Origin of the sequence: Pseudoalteromonas sp. US3C1013 (genome assembly GCF_048401115.1) — a bacterium.
Taxonomy (GTDB): domain Bacteria; phylum Pseudomonadota; class Gammaproteobacteria; order Enterobacterales; family Alteromonadaceae; genus Pseudoalteromonas; species Pseudoalteromonas undina.
Map to the genome: position 1 here is coordinate 1,836,705 of NZ_CP183075.1, position 15,833 is coordinate 1,852,537.

Here is a 15,833-nt window from a genome sequence, read left to right on the forward strand (position 1 = left end):
TTAATACATTAACTGAAGTATAAATAAGGGCACTGGTCGTTAATTACAATGCCTGAATACTGTTTTCGTCAATTTCAGCGCTAAATAGCTGTTGAAATTGTACTATATTTTCATCGCTGGTGATCACATCAATCGCTTGCTGGTGACGACCTGCATCAATTTTTTGTTGAATCAAATAAGGTGAGTCAATCACCCCGCTAGCAAAATCAATATTAAGCTCAACGTTGTGTCCATAAATACTAGATAACGCCACATTTAACTTTTGACGTAACATTGGCGTATCTAAGTGCTTTTGCGATTCATCCACTTCAATATGAAAATGATTGTCTTGTTTGGTAAAAATTGAATGCAATGCAAACTGGCGCATACGTCCGCCAAGTCCCATACGCTTTATTAAATAGGCCCATTCGTCTTGTTGATGGGCAAATCTAATTTCACTAATTGGGCTTTGAAAATCATCTGGTACGGGAATACTAGGCTCTTGTTCAACAACAGGTGCTGGTTTTTGCGGGTTAATTTGCTCTAATAGCTCCGGTGCTAAATTTTCAGTAATCGTTTGATGCTTTGCTTTAAAGTCAACTTTACTCGCTGGCTTATTTGCTACCTGAGCTCGGCTCCCCTGTGCTGGGAGCTGAGGCTTTTTTTGCAGGTCATCGTTCACCTCATTATCCCATGGGGGTGGCTGCTGCGATACAGTTTGTGCTTCATTGCCTACCGGGCGACTAAATTCGGATTTTGTCGGTGCTGGTTTTTCTTCAGTTGGCTTTTCAATAGCGGCACTTGAAAGCTTACCGGCACCCGAAATGTTTCTATCGCGTAAAATACGCGCTATTGCTGACTGTGCTCGCGCTTCTTGCTCACCCATTGATGACGCAGACTGATCTGCGTTACTTGTGGCATTTGCTAACTCAGGGTTAAACCCTTGATCAACCGCGCTACTCATTACATCATCGTATTGTGCGGCAATGGTTTGTTCTACATCACTGTGCTGCATGTAGGCATCATCTTCGCTTTGACGCTGCGCTTGTTCATCACTTATTACAGGAGGGGTATCGACAATTTGAGGCTGACTTTGTATCGAACTTTGCTCAAGTTGTGTTTGGCTATAATCAGGCTTTGAAACCTCAGGCTCAGCGGCTTTTGTTGGCTGCGTATTCGTTGCTAATGGCTGAATTTGAGGAGCATTACTCTGCGCTGGTTTATTTTTATTTAAAATATCACGCAGTGCATTAGCCCGCCCTGCACTATTTTGCTCTGGCGCAGCTTGTGAGCTAGGTTCAGGTTGATTGGTTTGCAACTGCGTAGGTTCAAATGCCAATAACCTGAGCATAATCATTTCAAATCCTAAACGAGGCTCAGGTGCCCATTGTAAATCTTTTTTGCCATTGAGTAATAACTGGTAATACACTTGAATTTGTTGGGCATGGGTATGCGCTGCAACATGCTCAATGTAATCGGCGTTATTGCTATCAAGCGCTGCTGCTTCAGGGACTAATTGACTCAATTGAATCACATGCGTTAGCGCAATTAAGTCATCAAGCAGCGCAATGTAATTTGGATTTCGGCTAGCGACTTGAGCAACTTCATTCATCAAGGCTGTGCCATCTTGCGCTAATAATGCCGCAAGTAAACTTTGACTGTAATGGGTGTCCATTAAACCAAGCATGTCTTGTACAGCTTGATTTTTAATATCACCATTTGTTTGAGCAATAGCCTGATCGGTCAGACTTAATGCATCTCGCATACTACCATCGGCCGCTTTGGCAATAATACTTAGCGCATCATTATCGAAGTTAAGCTGCTCATGGGTAAGCACATGCTCAAGCTGTTGCTTAATCTCAGCTTGCGATAATGCATTCAGATTAAACTGTAAACAGCGAGATAAAATCGTCACTGGTAATTTTTGAGGATCAGTGGTTGCGAGCAAAAATTTCACATGCTCAGGCGGCTCTTCAAGCGTTTTTAATAACGCATTAAAGCTGTGCTTTGACAACATGTGTACTTCATCGATTAGATATACTTTGTAACGTCCGCGCGTTGGCGCATATTGAACGTTATCGAGGATCTCACGCGTATCCTCAACCTTAGTGCGTGAGGCCGCATCTATTTCGAGTAAATCAATGTAGCGCCCTGCCTCTATATCAACACAGCTACTACATTGACCACATGGTGTGGCAGATATACCTTCATCACAATTTAAGCTTTTGGCAAAAATACGGGCAATGGTGGTTTTACCAACACCACGGGTTCCAGTGAATAAATAAGCGTGATGCAGTCTATTTTGAGTCAGCGCGTTTACCAGCGCCTGTTTTACATGAGACTGCCCAACCAATTCATGAAAGGTTTGAGGACGCCATTTTCTCGCTAGAACCTGATAACTCATCGATTATTCGCCTTCGAATTCAACCAATTTTAAAATATTGATGCCCATTTTCTCAATGCGTTGCTCACCACCAAGCTCTGGAAGTGATACAACAAAGGCAGCATCTGTGGCGTTACCGCCTAATTTTGCAACCAACTTGGCTGTTGCTTCAATTGTACCACCGGTCGCCAACAAGTCGTCAACTAACAAGACTTTATCACCGGCTACAATCGCATCAGTATGAAGCTCTAGTGTATCTTCGCCATATTCGAGTTGGTAATCTTGGCGAATAACTTCGCGCGGTAATTTACCTGGTTTACGAACAGGGATAAAAGGAATTCCCAAAGCATAAGATAGCGGAGCACCAAAAATAAAGCCACGTGATTCAGTGCCGATAATTTTAGTAAAACCTTGGTCTTTATAAGCGTCAATAAATGCATCTATGGTTGCTTTAAACGCTTCAGGGTTTGCCATTAGGGTTGTTACATCGCGAAACATAATGCCCGCTTTAGGATAATCAGCAATTGTAGTAATGCTGTTTTTGATAATTGCTGGTGTTACTTGAGTCATAATTTTAACTGCTCAATGATTAATATTACAAAGCAGGTGATTATAACCTTAAGTGGTCGTAAATTGCGAGTTTGCGATAATTATAAAGTGTCGGGAGAGGGAAGTGATAAAAATGTAAGGCTGATGAAAAACAACAGCCTTAAAATAAAACCTGATTAAGTTAAGCTGGTGATCCAACCTAAAATGGCATTTAAACACCCTATTCCAGCAAATACGGCTAAGAATGCAAAAAAGTAAGCCGCATTGAACGGGTCTTTAAAGTCTTTATCATCTGACATGGGTACAACCTTTTATTAAGCACAACAAATAAAGGCGCTATAATAGACGATGTGAAATAATCAATAAAGAGCTTAGTCTTGATTTTTTGTCACTATAATTTGCCGCTGTGCCATAGCTGTTAAGGTACTCAGTGCCCCTTGTGTTATTTGCTCAAGATTAAATTGTGGTGCATTTTCACTAACCTGTTGGCAAACCTGCTCAAACGTACTCCCCGCTTCATTTTCAATAATAGACAGTAGCATGGCTGTCATGGCATTGGTGGCCAAAAATTGCACCTCATCACTCTCATCGCGGTAAACAACAAAGAAATACGGCTGTTCTGAAGGCTGTTGAGGTTGAAACTCTTCACTTATATGTTGCACTGGATAGTCGTAGCTTAAGTTACGCGCTGTTTTAGATAAATACAAAGGAGAATGAGTAAGCTTATTAGTGCTTAGAGGGAGCTCACGGGGGTCAGCCTTCATTACAGACACGTCAAGCTCAATCCATTCATAATGGGCTAGCGCCAGCATAAACACCGGATCAGACTCTTTCGGTACATAGCTTGTCATTAAATAGGTAATAAATTCTTCAGCAATATCTAAAAAGTAAGGAGACTGGCAATCATGCTCACTAAAAAATTGACGAACCAGTAATAGCCACTCTTGATCACTATAGAGTGTTTTTAAAACTGGAAATGCCGATGAAACAAAGCCATTAATATTATTAAAAAACAGGTCCCGGTAAATGGCCATTCGTCTGTCTTCAACATCGATTGGACACGGCTGCTTATTAGGCTCTCGAATATGGGCCATAAACTCATTTTGCACATCGATAAAACTCATAATAACGACTCTTATAAAACCCTAAAATAGCAAGTACTTATTAAATTCAAACAGCTAAGCGCTTTGTGCTGTTGATAACACCTTAAGGTGCTTTGCTTGTAATTGATGGATTATATCCAGCTCTTTGGTTAACACGTTAATAGGTGGAATATTAAAATCTCGCTCTAGCAGTGTGGGAAAAACACCATGTGCCTGATATGCGCTATCGAGCAATTGCCAGACAGGGTCAATAACATCTGCGCCATGAGTATCTATAATAAGGTCATCAGCCTCATTGTAGTGGCCTGCAACATGACAATAGGCAATTTTATTAGTTGGTAGCCCACTTAAAAACGCTTGTGCATCATAACCATGATTAATCGAGTTCACATAAATATTATTAACGTCTAATAGCAACTGGCAGTCTGCGTCTTCTAAAATAGCATTGGTAAATTCAAGCTCTGATAGCTGCTGACCAGGGGCACCATAATAAGACACATTTTCCAGCACAAGTGGTCGCTCTAATATATCTTGTACCTGCTTAACCCGAGAAACGACATGTTTGATCGCTTCTTCAGTAAAAGGAATTGGCATTAAGTCATACATATGGCCTTTACCTGAGCAATAGCTTAAATGTTCGCTATAAGCTTTAATATTGTGGTGATCAAAGAAAGATTTTAACGACTTTATAAATTCAATATCAAGCGGCTCAGGTGAGCCAATAGAAAGAGACAAACCATGACAAACAAAGTGATTATTATTAGTTAACTGCTTAAATTGCTTTTCAAAGCGCCCACCTAGCTTTAACCAGTTCTCTGGGGCCACTTCCATAAACTCAATTTGTTTTGGTATAGCATGCTCAAGCTCATCTAGCATTTCTCTTCGCAAGCCTAAACCGACCATGCCAAAGTTAGGCGTTTGATTTTGAGCCATAATAAAACCTCATATTAAATAAAAAGGGCCTAATGGCCCTCTCGCTTATCTGAAAAAGAAAAGTTTAGTGGCTACCACCACATTTACCTTCGCCGCACTTGCCTTCTTTTTTAGCCTTAGCATCACCGCCGCATTTACCTTCGCCGCACTTGCCTTCTTTTTTGGCCTTAGCATCACCGCCGCATTTACCTTCGCCGCACTTACCTTCTTTTTTCGCTTTAGCATCACCGCCGCATTTACCTTCGCCGCACTTACCTTCTTTTTTCGCTTTAGCATCACCGCCGCATTTACCTTCGCCGCACTTGCCTTCTTTTTTCGCTTTAGCATCACCGCCGCATTTACCTTCGCCGCACTTGCCTTCTTTTTTCGCTTTAGCGTCGCCGCCACATTTTCCTTCGCCGCACTTGCCTTCACCAGCGTCTAATTGATAACCAGCTACCATTTGTTGAAACTCAAATGGATTAGCTTTAACATCAGTACTCGCCATACTTGCGCTGCCAACAACCACTGCGCCTAATGTTAATGCAATTGAGTTTTTCTTTATTGTATTCATTTTTAATTACCTTTTAAACTTGTTGAACATCATTATAAAAGTAGACCGGCATTAAACTAAAAACTTTCAAATTTTCTATTTTTTTTGCAAATAAGTTATTTAACTCTCTGTGAACGCTAATAAGCGTTTTATGAATTTATGATTTACAGGTAAACTGGCGCTCCTTTTTTAGTAATACATTAATCACACTATGAAACTTATTTTAGCACCCATGGAAGGTGTCGTTGACTTTAAGATGCGGCAACTACTTACCGACATAGGCGGCTTCGATCTTTGTGTGACCGAATTTATCCGTGTTGTAGATACTTGCCTTCCAGATAAAGTATTCCACCGTTATTGCCCTGAACTTAAAAATGCGGGACTCACTCGTAGTGGTACTCCAGTTCGCATTCAGTTATTAGGCCAAGTAGCCGACGTGTTAGCAGAAAATGCTGTAAAAGCAATTGGCTTAGGCTCTCATGGCGTTGATTTAAACTTTGGTTGCCCAGCAAAAACAGTCAATAAAAGCAAAGGCGGTGCTGTATTACTCAAAGATCCAGAACATATGTACTCGATTATAAAAACGGTAAGGGATGCCGTTGATGATGAACATGAAGTAAGTGCTAAAATTCGCTTAGGTTTTGATGATGATAGTAACAGCCAAGAAATTGTCGATGCCGTTGTTAACGCTGGTGCTAACAGCATTGCTATACATGCAAGAACTAAACGCGATGGCTACAATCCACCCGCCTATTGGGAAAAAATCCCTCCTTTGGTCAAAGATAAACAAATTGCAGTGGTCGCCAATGGCGAAATTTGGCAAATAGAAGATGCTCTTTTATGCCAAAAACGCAGTGGTTGCCGTGATTTGATGATTGGTCGTGGCGCCCTTTCACATCCTGATCTCGCAAGAAAAATTAAAGCGCAAGTTAATAACGAAAGCTACAGCGAGCTCACTTGGGAGAATATTTTACACCATATTATTCATTCATCTATGCACCAAACAGCTAGCAAAGATAATAAATATTTTGCATCTCGAACAAAGCAATGGCTTGGTTATTTAAAACGCCAATATCCACAAGCTGGGCTATTATTTGATGAAATTCGTCGTTTAAAAGCAAAGGATGAGGTAGCTGAAGTATTAAAGAAATATGCGAAAGCGCCACAATTTGATGCAAATCATAACACCTAAACAAATCTAAATAGATAATAGCAGTATCACTACAAATTAACTTAAGGGTTATACTGCTAATGCATCACCAGCAACGACTAAACGATGAAATTGAAAGTGTTAAAGCAACGATATTAGGTTTGCTGTCACAATCGACTCACCCTACACATCAAAACTTGCTCTGCATCCTAACCCAAACATCTAATGAAGAATGGCTCGATTTAGCCGCTCAGCAATTAGGTAATGAGTATAATCCGTTAATTGAACGAATGAACAAGCTTGAAGCAGCAATTAGCCAAATGGATATTGGTCAATATGGCTACTGCTGTGACTGTGAAGAAAAAATATCAGAGCAGCGCTTAGAAAGAGACCCTGCTGCTCAGCGGTGTGATAAGTGCGCTAAGTAGTAGCGCACTTAAATTTAATTGAGTAATTGCGGTGCAAAACTAAATGATTGCCCTGGATAAAAAATAATATCCTCAACTAATATCCTCGCATCTTCTTCACTAATATTTAAACGTTTTAGTAAATTCAAACGCGCTTGCGATAGTGTCCACGCATGATAATGCACCCCAAGATCAGTTTCCATCATAGCCATATAGAGCTGCGCATCGGCAGGTTCTAATTGTGTAGTGTTAGCCCGCTGAGGTAATAGCGTATAACCCGTTGACCAGTCTAAACCCATTATTTTAGAATCAGTTAAAAGTAATTTGGTAAGCTGTGAGACATTTGAAGCTTCTACCATTGTGTGCTGTTTTTGACTCTGCATTGATTTAAATTTACTATCAATGCGACTTAGCCACTCAAGCGGTGAAAGCACATCATTTGCAAAATAATTTAATTTACTTTGATACCACTGGCTGCCATTAGCAAGGCCAGACAACCCAATGCTGCCTCTTGGCTTATACTGCGCTAAGTAATTATTTAATACACTCAGAGACTCATTAAGCTCAATAGGTGTGTCTGTACTGTTAATTGCTTGCTGTACATAGTGCTTTAAATAATTATGCTCTATTTTATTAAGCTTTAAGTTACTTTGCTCAGCGGCTTTAAGCTGTGTTTGAACAAATATCAGCCATTGCTCAATGTTTTTATACTGAGCATCATTTTTAAATATCGAAAGCATGTTTGATAACACATCAGTGTGTGCAGGCCATGCAAAATAACGCTCTGGAAATCGCTCAGCAATCACCAAATAATTTACCTGATTAGTTTGCGCAACAGTTAACTTCATTTGCATTAACTGCTGGTAAATAGCGTGGCGATGCGCTAAATATGCATCAGTAAAAAGCAGTTGTTCATTACTGAGCCCTGTACTGTTTAAGTTCTCTTGTGCACTTAAAGCCGTATTAAGTGATATTAACGCGCTTTGTGCCTCTTCATAAGATGAAAATAAGTCAGCTGGCTTTGAGCATGATGCTAAAAGCAAGCAAAAGAGCAATGAAATAATAGGCGTTTTGTTCATGTTAATTCCAATAAAAAAAGCCCCAGTGGGGCTTTTTAAAAATACTAGAGTACATTAAATATTAAATTTTAACACCGTTGCGAGCGGCTTTATCTTTAATATATGTAGCCCAACCTTTTGCAAACCTGCGTGTGGTTGGATCGTCCATAGCTTTAGTAATAGCAGCATGTGCTTGCTTATACTTGCCTTGGTAGTAAAACGCTTCAGCTAAATCTGAATAAATAGTACCTTTCTTTTCAGAGCCAAGCTCTAATGCTTTGTTCAAACGAACAACAGCAGCACTGAATTTTTCAGATTGTAAAAGTAATGAACCTGCTTTGCGGTAAAGCTCAGCGTCATTATCAAATTTAGCAGCTTCTTCGTAGTACTTAGCAGCTTTCTCTATATCTTTCGAACGATGGTAGTTACTAGCAATTGCACTCATATTCTGCTTAGTGCGTTTAACTTTTTCTTCTTTAACGGCCTTTTCAAGCGTTACAGCTGCTTTATAAGGAATTTCGTTTAAAGAATAAAAGTTAGCTAGAACTTTGTATTCAACTTCGTTTTCAAAGTAACCGTTCTTGTAAGCAACTTCCATAGTTGCTAGCCCTTTCTTGTAGTCTTCGGTTTGTAAATAATACTTACCTAAGCCTACCCAAGACTTTTTGTCTTCAGGCCATACACGAACGATTTCTTCAGCAACTTTAACCATATTTTGATATTGCTTTTTCTCAAAATAGGCAGCTAATTTAAGTTGATAAGGAGCTTTATTAGGCTCTTTTGCTAACTTAATTGCTTTGTTTGCCGGCTCAAGAACCTCATTAAACTGTTTAAGCTCATAACTTGCTTGCGCAATACGAGTGTAAACTTTGGGGTCTTCTTCGCCTGTAAAGTCCATCCAATCATAATATGCTTGCTTGGCAGCACTGTATTGTTCAGTACCTGCATACATATCACCTAGGGTTTTTAAACCCTGAGCCTGATCGGCAAAGTTTAATACATCTGGTGCAATCGCTGCTTTCATGTACTTAATGGCAACCTTGTACTGCTCTTTTTGAGCATACATGCTGCCTAAGTAACGATTAACAGTTGCTTTATCAAAGTCGTTAGACGGATCTAACTCTTTCAATAAAGCAATTGCGCCATCAACATCATCTTCATTATACAAATCAAACGCTTTAATTACTTTTTTACCAGTACGTTCGCCCATGATTTTAGTCTTTGCTTTCTTACGCTCTTCAATTTTCGCGTAATCTGGCGCCGCTAAAACAGGTGCAGTCAATGCTACACCTGACACAGACATAAGAATTGCAAGTGCAGTTACTTTAGAAAAATTTCTCATTACTCGCCTCCTTAGTTGCCTTGGTTAAGTTTAAAGTCTAGTTGAACTTGTAAACCAACTTGCTTTTGTGGTTTTCCGTCAATGATCTTAGGACGGTATTTCCACTTACGCAATGCACGTTTAGCTTCACGGTCAAAGATACGTTTTGGATCTGCGTCGATTACATCAACGTCAATCACACCACCTAACTCATCAATTGTGAATGAAAGTTGAACCCAACCTTCTTTACCATCACGTGCTGCTTGTGTTGGATATTTTGGTTCAATACGAACGATCGGTGTCGCATCACCATCTCGTCCAAATGCACCTGGACCACTTAGTCCACCGGCCGTGCTTCCCACATCGATGCTTGGCATATTAAACGACAAGCTCGTACTTGGGTTGCTGTTTTCCGGCTGTGGCGGCTGCGGTTTAGGCGGCTGCTTTGGCGGTGGCGGAGGCGGAGGCGGTACACGCTTCCTCTCCTGCACCTTAGATTCAGGCGGATTCGTCATAATTTCGACTATGATCTGCTCTTTTTGTTCCGTATTACGGTCAGCCCCACCAGAAATGAGGTATGCCATGAAGTAGAACAAGCCGAAAGTAACTGCCCCACCTGCAATCAGTGAAAACAGAAAACGAATCATTACTGATCTCCAGCTATTGAAATTCTCAGGTTATCACCTGTCGCTTTAATCTGGTCCATCACTTTAACCACTGTACCGTGTTTTGCTTCTTTATCAGCTTGCAAAATTACAACATCAGTAGGTTGTTCTGCTAATAAACTTTCGATTTTTGCTGAAACACGTTCAACATCAACTTGCTGTTTATCAATCCAGATTGCACCGTCGCTGCGAATTGCAATAAAAATGTTAGCATTTTTTTGCTTCGTAGCTTGGGCAGCTTTTGGTTTATTGACCTCGATACCAGCCTCTTTAACGAACGATGTAGTTACGATAAAGAAAATAAGCATGATAAATACGATGTCAAGCATTGGCGTCATATCTACCGCTGCTTCTTCTTCTTCACGAAAACGTTGTTTACGTGCCATATTTAATTCTCTCTCTAGTGATGAGGCATACTATCTACAAGTTTGGCTTTCACCATTCTCGCTCTTGCCTCAAGGCGTGAGCTAAAGAATACCCCAGATAGTGCCGCAACCATTCCAGCCATTGTTGGGATTGTTGCCATTGATATGCCTGATGCCATTAAACGTGCATTACCTGTACCTTGGGTTGCCATGGTTTCAAAAACCGCGATCATACCCGTAACAGTACCAAGTAAGCCTATTAAAGGACATACAGCTACTAATGTTTTAATCAACAACATACGCTGATCTAATTTTTCAGACGCTTCAGAAATCCATGCTTCACGGATTCTGTGTGCGTACCAAGACGTAGTGTCTTGGCGGGCATCCCACTTGGCTACTATTTCCTTCGTTAAACGAGGAAATTCAGCAAGTAGGAACCAATAGCGCTCAATCATTAAAACCCACATAAGAAAGAGTGCTATCGCGACCACGTATAATACCTGGCCGCCTGTGCCAACAAAATCCCTGATAGATTCCCATATCTCCATCAGGACTAGCATTAGGCTTTCTCCTTCTCCGCGTGAGTCGCGATGATACCCGCGCTTTGCTCATCAAGGATATGTAATACCGACTTACTACGACTTGCAACAATAGAGTGAAGTAGAATAAGTGGTAGAGCTGCAATTAGACCTAGCGCTGTAGTTACAAGTGCTAGAGAGATGTTACCAGCCATGATCTTCGGATCGCCCGTACCGAACAATGTGATTGTTTGGAACGTTAGGATCATACCGATTACCGTACCTAGTAGACCTAGTAATGGTGCGATAGCAGCAAGGATCTTGATGATGTTAATACCCGCTTCGATGCGTGGCGTTTCACGTAGAATCGCTTCATCAAGTTTAAGCTCAAGGTTTTCAACATCTTGGTTTTTGTTGTCAGAGTACACTTTAAGAATACGACCCAGTGGGTTATTTGTATTCGGTGTAGACAAGTTCTTAAGCTGACCTTTGATCTTAGAAGTAGTAAGCGCTAAATCAGCGAAACGTACTAAGAAGATTAAAAGACCTACAGCAAGTAATACAGTGATGATGTAACCAACTGTATCACCCTGATGGTAGTATTCCATAAGAGACTTTTTCTGAGTGTTGATACGTAAAATTGCACCACGTGTAGGATCCACGAATACGCCAGCGTAGTTATCAGCTGAAGTACCTTCTAGATCAGAAATACCTTTAAGGATATAGCTGTCAGGTTGCTTACCTAGAGGCTGGATAGATTTAGTCTCTGGTGAGTAGATTAAGTAGCCGTCGTCTGTAACTAAGTTGAAGTTACCGATACGTGTTACTTTTTTCATAGACGGGTTACCGTCAAGACCTGCAACTTCAGTTTCAAACGTTGAAACTTTTGCTGATTCAGTCATTTCTGTTTGAAGTGAAATCCAAAGCTCTTCTAATTCACGAACAGTTGGAAGTTCTTTAGCGGCTGCTAATGAACGAAGTACTTCAGCACGACCTGGTTTTTCAGCACTTACTAAAGATGCTTCAATTGAACCAATCGCGTCAGCTGCTGCACGACGAACAACACCAAACATTTCACCTAACGTACCTTGCGCGTTTTGAAGAGCTTGCTCTTTTTCCGCTAAAGTATTTTCGTTTTGTGCATATTCTTTGCTAAGACGATCACCACGTGCTTTTTCAGCAGCTAGTTGGCTTTTCGCTTTGTTAAGTAACGCTTGCTTATCAGCACGATCTGACAAGAACTCTTGTTCACGTTGCTTATTGATTTTTCCTTCAGAGATACGCTCTTGCTTTACTTGCTCAAGAATTTTATCTAAAGCGTCAGTATTTGCATGTGCATTAAGCGCGGTACCGGCAGAAACAGACAGTACTGCTGCAACAGCAAAACCTTTAAATAGTTTCTTCATTATTGATTACTCCGCGCCAAAAATTGGTAGTTTAACAAGTTCTAGTGTCGCTTGCTTACGTGCCATACGGATCACTTCTTTAACAGGTTTTAGGTATTCTTCACCTAATTCTTTCCACTGTTTAGTGTTGTTATCCCACACCCAAGCGTGTTTTAGATCGAATGATTGCGCTACGTAAGTAATACGACCTAAACGACCAATATCTACGTTAATGCTACGACCATCAACATCTAATGTACCTTGAGAAGCAGTTACAGCTGAGCTGTAGGCTGTTTCAACAGTGTACGCTTCAAGAACCTGACGGAACTTCTCAGACGTTGTTACAGATGCAGATGCCATGATCTCACGTAATCTTTCAACACGTCCAAGACGAGTTTCAAGGTTAAATGGAACGTCCGCTTTGATGAATTGCTCAAGCGTATCGATCATGCGATACATCAAAGGCACAACGTTTTGTTTAGTGTTATCGATAGTCGCGATTTGACGATCGAACGATGCGATAGACGCGTTTTGGTCTGCGACCAAACGTGCTACGTGATCGTTGTACACTTTCATAAGTTCAGTCTCATCAACGATGCTACGGTACTCAGCGATTAGCTCCTGAGTTTGACCATATACATTGTCAATTTTAGTTTGAGACTTAACCGCAGCCTTTTGAATTGTTTGACCTGCTTTTTGCACGTCATTCAAAGGATCTGCAATCACATTGCTGCTTGCAAATGCAAAAGCGCCAACCAACGCAGTTGCTACAAGACTCTTTCTGATTTTAACAGACATAGTTCCCAACCAATTAAGTAATGTTACTTTTATAATTTAATTATCAACCCGCTAAGGGGAAGACAACCCTGATATCTTTTAATAGATATCAACTTACCAATAATGCTAAATGCATTAAGTCATGTCAACTTCATGTTTAGCATAACCTATAAATAAATCAGCTTGTTTGTGAGATATTTACTGGGCCCGAACAAAAAAATTAACATTATTATAACTAACGTGATAAACACAATTTCTGAAAGCCCTTATATAGTAAGAATAACCATAACCACCACCGTTAATGTAAACAAAAATATAACATTTAAAATTAACTTAATCGTTGCTGAAAAAAAATTAAAAATAAGCTAATTTTCTGTCCCGAATATTAATTTTGAAGCTTTTTTAAGACTTTTTAGACTAAAAATACAGCTAATCGTTATTATTAGGTTATTCATCGCATCATAATAATGACGTGCAGATTTATTGAAAAGCAATACAAAGGGGGGGAAGGTAATTACAAAAAATCATTTTTATTAACACCTGTGTTTTTTCATCCAATTAATATAAAGCTCCCTGGCCACTGTTAATATTTTCATAGGTACGAATGCCAATCTTACACACTTTTAAGCTTTTATTAACCAATAAGATTTGCAGTGATGACGCTGATAGGTTCACTGTAACGTTAAGTAATACCAACTCGCTTAATTAAATGAGCTATTTTTAAAAAGGAAAACTATGTAGATAGCAAGGCAAAAAATTTACTTATTTTTTTTCTAGACGAGAAATTTTTAACGCAGTTATCGACTCATCTGCCCTCTCAATATGGTTAAGTATTATTACGTAATGGCATAGCTAATATGTAGTTGGCCGATGAAATACTCAAAGCACGAAGGTTTATAAACATATAGATAAAATGAGGGTTTAAAGGAATTATAGCTACTAAAAGAATTATGGCGTTACAGAGGAGTAAATGGGTTTTGTAGATGTATATAAATTATGGTGAAACAGGTTAGTGCTTCACCACGATGAACTTAGGTTCACATAATAAATTATGCTACTTCTACGTTCTCAGCTTCTGGGCCTTTTTGACCTTGCTTGATGCTGAAAGTCACTGCTTGACCTTCGCTAAGAGTGCGAAAACCAGAACCAGTGATTGCGCTGAAATGTACAAACACGTCAGGACCATTTTCTTGTTCAATGAAACCAAAGCCTTTAGCTTCGTTGAAAAATTTTACTTTACCAGTAACCGACATACTAAATTTTCCTGTAAGTCAATAATTAAAATTCAGCCATATAATTATGGCAATATCCTCCCTGAGTCAATGCCCAAAAAACTGGAGGTGATAGTACAGGAAGAAGTAATAACCAAACCGGTAACCTTAAACGCAGCACAATACCGTAATTCAATACGCAAAAACTCAAAGCCAATTAAGGTTAACACATTAATATTTTTTTAGCTCTATTAATTGGGATTTATTTTTGAAGATTCATCGATTTATTACTTTCTTTATAAGTTTCTAATTTTTATAAGGATAAACAACCTAAAAGTTGTATTTTTTATAAGCAGATTATAAATATTTAAAATAGGGTTCCTCCAAACCGCTTTTTTGGTAATTGAAAATAAAAAACCACCTTAGTTTAGGTGGTTTTAGCTTAATTTTTACTATTTAACTTGCCAGTCAATAACACTATCGGCTTTAATCGGTACTACTTCTGAATCTCCTAGCGAATAACTTGCTGGCACTGTCCAAGGCGCTTTCTCCAAGGTAATAGTGTCAGTATTACGCTCAAGGCCATAAAAGTCTGGACCGAAGTGGCTTGCAAAGCCTTCTAACTTATCAAGCGCTCCTGCCTCTTCAAAGGCTTCAGCATAAAGTTCAATAGCTGCATGCGCGGTATAAGCACCGGCACAACCACATGCCGCTTCTTTTTTATCTTTATAATGTGGGGCTGAATCCGTGCCTAAAAAGAATTTTTTACTACCACTTGTAGCCGCCGCCATAAGCGCTTGTTGATGAATGTTACGCTTCAATATAGGTAAGCAGTAATAATGTGGGCGTATCCCCCCAGCTAACATATGGTTGCGGTTATATAACAAATGATGCGCAGTAATTGTAGCTGCTACATTATCCGAGGCATTTTCAACAAATTCTACTGCATCTTTCGTTGTTATGTGTTCAAGGACAATTTTCAGCTCAGGAAAGTCTGCGACAACGTCGCCTAAAATAGTGTCTAAAAATACTTTTTCACGATCGAATATATCAATAGAAGAGTCAGTGACTTCACCATGGACAAGTAAAAGCATGCCAACCTCTTGCATTGCTTTTAATACTGGGTAGATATTTTTTACTGATGTTACACCAGAATCCGAGTTAGTTGTTGCACCCGCTGGGTACAATTTAGCTGCAAAAATTTTACCTGTCGCTTTTGCTTTTTTTATTTCATCAGGCGTCGTTTTATCAGTAAGGTAAAGCACCATTAAAGGTTCAAACTGCCCTTGAGGTTTTGCAGCCATAATTCGCTCTCGGTACGACAATGCGGTTTCTGTACACGTAGCTGGCGGAACTAAATTTGGCATAATTATCGCGCGGCCCATATAACGGCTAATGTCACGCACCGTATCTTTTAACTGATCCCCATCTCGTAAATGCACATGCCAATCATCGGGTCTAGTAATCGTTAAAGTTGTCATTTTGCTCGTCATCGTA

17 protein-coding genes are annotated in these 15,833 nt (G+C 39.8%); 2 read left to right on the top strand and 15 right to left on the bottom strand.

The window, feature by feature from the left end:
- Window positions 1–43: 43 nt before the first annotated feature.
- From dnaX to ACNSN2_RS08520, 6 genes are all read right to left on the bottom strand, one after another.
- Window positions 44–2,383, bottom strand: coding sequence for a DNA polymerase III subunit gamma/tau (gene dnaX / locus ACNSN2_RS08495; RefSeq protein ID WP_418607018.1), 2,340 nt, complete (start codon window positions 2,381–2,383; stop codon window positions 44–46).
- Window positions 2,384–2,386: 3 nt separating this feature from the next.
- On the bottom strand, window positions 2,387–2,932 hold the full coding sequence (apt, locus tag ACNSN2_RS08500) for an adenine phosphoribosyltransferase (protein ID WP_008109316.1): 546 nt from the start codon (window positions 2,930–2,932) through the stop codon (window positions 2,387–2,389).
- Between the two features lie 155 nt (window positions 2,933–3,087).
- Window positions 3,088–3,210 (bottom strand): hypothetical protein, encoded by a 123-nt coding sequence (locus tag ACNSN2_RS08505; protein WP_008109320.1) that lies wholly within the window; start codon window positions 3,208–3,210, stop codon window positions 3,088–3,090.
- Between the two features lie 72 nt (window positions 3,211–3,282).
- Complete coding sequence (locus ACNSN2_RS08510; protein ID WP_418607021.1) at window positions 3,283–4,035, bottom strand: DNA-binding domain-containing protein; 753 nt, start codon at window positions 4,033–4,035, stop codon at window positions 3,283–3,285.
- A 54-nt stretch (window positions 4,036–4,089) separates the two neighbouring features.
- Entirely contained in the window at window positions 4,090–4,947 is an 858-nt protein-coding gene (locus tag ACNSN2_RS08515) for a DUF692 domain-containing protein (RefSeq protein WP_418607022.1), read from the bottom strand.
- 64 nt (window positions 4,948–5,011) lie between these two features.
- On the bottom strand, window positions 5,012–5,500 hold the full coding sequence (locus ACNSN2_RS08520; RefSeq protein WP_418607023.1) for a hypothetical protein: 489 nt from the start codon (window positions 5,498–5,500) through the stop codon (window positions 5,012–5,014).
- Between the two features lie 190 nt (window positions 5,501–5,690).
- On the opposite strand from ACNSN2_RS08520, the gene ACNSN2_RS08525 reads away from it, so the two are divergent.
- The gene (locus tag ACNSN2_RS08525; protein WP_418607024.1) at window positions 5,691–6,671 is read left to right on the top strand and encodes a tRNA-dihydrouridine synthase; all 981 of its coding nucleotides are present in this window, start codon (window positions 5,691–5,693) and stop codon (window positions 6,669–6,671) included.
- A 59-nt stretch (window positions 6,672–6,730) separates the two neighbouring features.
- The gene (locus ACNSN2_RS08530; RefSeq protein WP_418607026.1) at window positions 6,731–7,057 is read left to right on the top strand and encodes a TraR/DksA family transcriptional regulator; all 327 of its coding nucleotides are present in this window, start codon (window positions 6,731–6,733) and stop codon (window positions 7,055–7,057) included.
- Between the two features lie 14 nt (window positions 7,058–7,071).
- Here ACNSN2_RS08530 and ACNSN2_RS08535 read toward each other — a convergent pair whose 3' ends face one another.
- The 9 genes from ACNSN2_RS08535 to pyrC form a co-directional block, all read right to left on the bottom strand.
- Window positions 7,072–8,115, bottom strand: a complete 1,044-nt coding sequence (locus ACNSN2_RS08535) for a hypothetical protein (protein WP_418607028.1) — start codon at window positions 8,113–8,115, stop codon at window positions 7,072–7,074.
- A 61-nt stretch (window positions 8,116–8,176) separates the two neighbouring features.
- Window positions 8,177–9,436 (bottom strand): tetratricopeptide repeat protein, encoded by a 1,260-nt coding sequence (locus tag ACNSN2_RS08540; protein WP_054201124.1) that lies wholly within the window; start codon window positions 9,434–9,436, stop codon window positions 8,177–8,179.
- Between the two features lie 11 nt (window positions 9,437–9,447).
- Window positions 9,448–10,062 (bottom strand): energy transducer TonB, encoded by a 615-nt coding sequence (locus tag ACNSN2_RS08545; protein ID WP_010388569.1) that lies wholly within the window; start codon window positions 10,060–10,062, stop codon window positions 9,448–9,450.
- A complete protein-coding gene (locus ACNSN2_RS08550) occupies window positions 10,062–10,466 on the bottom strand; it encodes an ExbD/TolR family protein (protein WP_006792384.1) in 405 nt (134 codons plus the stop codon). The genes ACNSN2_RS08545 and ACNSN2_RS08550 overlap by 1 nt, the downstream gene beginning before the upstream one ends.
- Before the next feature lie 14 nt (window positions 10,467–10,480).
- Entirely contained in the window at window positions 10,481–11,005 is a 525-nt protein-coding gene (locus tag ACNSN2_RS08555) for a MotA/TolQ/ExbB proton channel family protein (protein WP_010388565.1), read from the bottom strand.
- On the bottom strand, window positions 11,005–12,369 hold the full coding sequence (locus tag ACNSN2_RS08560) for a MotA/TolQ/ExbB proton channel family protein (protein WP_028835053.1): 1,365 nt from the start codon (window positions 12,367–12,369) through the stop codon (window positions 11,005–11,007). Before ACNSN2_RS08560 ends, ACNSN2_RS08555 begins: the two co-directional genes overlap by 1 nt.
- A 6-nt stretch (window positions 12,370–12,375) precedes the next feature.
- On the bottom strand, window positions 12,376–13,146 hold the full coding sequence (locus tag ACNSN2_RS08565) for a DUF3450 domain-containing protein (RefSeq protein WP_013465204.1): 771 nt from the start codon (window positions 13,144–13,146) through the stop codon (window positions 12,376–12,378).
- A gap of 1,028 nt (window positions 13,147–14,174) precedes the next feature.
- Window positions 14,175–14,378: a cold-shock protein gene (locus ACNSN2_RS08570; RefSeq protein WP_004588138.1), complete on the bottom strand. Its 204-nt coding sequence runs from the start codon at window positions 14,376–14,378 to the stop codon at window positions 14,175–14,177.
- A gap of 410 nt (window positions 14,379–14,788) precedes the next feature.
- Entirely contained in the window at window positions 14,789–15,829 is a 1,041-nt protein-coding gene (pyrC, locus tag ACNSN2_RS08575) for a dihydroorotase (RefSeq protein WP_041708796.1), read from the bottom strand.
- Window positions 15,830–15,833: the final 4 nt, after the last annotated feature.

Excerpts from the sequence above, each read along its gene's own strand:
- dnaX (WP_418607018.1), bottom strand. The coding sequence starts at position 2,383 with ATGAGTTATCAGGTTCTAGCGAGAAAATGGCGTCCTCAAACCTTTCAT.
- apt (WP_008109316.1), bottom strand. The coding sequence starts at position 2,932 with ATGACTCAAGTAACACCAGCAATTATCAAAAACAGCATTACTACAATT.
- ACNSN2_RS08505 (WP_008109320.1), bottom strand. The coding sequence starts at position 3,210 with ATGTCAGATGATAAAGACTTTAAAGACCCGTTCAATGCGGCTTACTTT.
- ACNSN2_RS08510 (WP_418607021.1), bottom strand. The coding sequence starts at position 4,035 with ATGAGTTTTATCGATGTGCAAAATGAGTTTATGGCCCATATTCGAGAG.
- ACNSN2_RS08515 (WP_418607022.1), bottom strand. The coding sequence starts at position 4,947 with ATGGCTCAAAATCAAACGCCTAACTTTGGCATGGTCGGTTTAGGCTTG.
- ACNSN2_RS08520 (WP_418607023.1), bottom strand. The coding sequence starts at position 5,500 with ATGAATACAATAAAGAAAAACTCAATTGCATTAACATTAGGCGCAGTG.
- ACNSN2_RS08525 (WP_418607024.1), top strand. The coding sequence starts at position 5,691 with ATGAAACTTATTTTAGCACCCATGGAAGGTGTCGTTGACTTTAAGATG.
- ACNSN2_RS08530 (WP_418607026.1), top strand. The coding sequence starts at position 6,731 with ATGCATCACCAGCAACGACTAAACGATGAAATTGAAAGTGTTAAAGCA.
- ACNSN2_RS08535 (WP_418607028.1), bottom strand. The coding sequence starts at position 8,115 with ATGAACAAAACGCCTATTATTTCATTGCTCTTTTGCTTGCTTTTAGCA.
- ACNSN2_RS08540 (WP_054201124.1), bottom strand. The coding sequence starts at position 9,436 with ATGAGAAATTTTTCTAAAGTAACTGCACTTGCAATTCTTATGTCTGTG.
- ACNSN2_RS08545 (WP_010388569.1), bottom strand. The coding sequence starts at position 10,062 with ATGATTCGTTTTCTGTTTTCACTGATTGCAGGTGGGGCAGTTACTTTC.
- ACNSN2_RS08550 (WP_006792384.1), bottom strand. The coding sequence starts at position 10,466 with ATGGCACGTAAACAACGTTTTCGTGAAGAAGAAGAAGCAGCGGTAGAT.
- ACNSN2_RS08555 (WP_010388565.1), bottom strand. The coding sequence starts at position 11,005 with ATGCTAGTCCTGATGGAGATATGGGAATCTATCAGGGATTTTGTTGGC.
- ACNSN2_RS08560 (WP_028835053.1), bottom strand. The coding sequence starts at position 12,369 with ATGAAGAAACTATTTAAAGGTTTTGCTGTTGCAGCAGTACTGTCTGTT.
- ACNSN2_RS08565 (WP_013465204.1), bottom strand. The coding sequence starts at position 13,146 with ATGTCTGTTAAAATCAGAAAGAGTCTTGTAGCAACTGCGTTGGTTGGC.
- ACNSN2_RS08570 (WP_004588138.1), bottom strand. The coding sequence starts at position 14,378 with ATGTCGGTTACTGGTAAAGTAAAATTTTTCAACGAAGCTAAAGGCTTT.
- pyrC (WP_041708796.1), bottom strand. The coding sequence starts at position 15,829 with ATGACGAGCAAAATGACAACTTTAACGATTACTAGACCCGATGATTGG.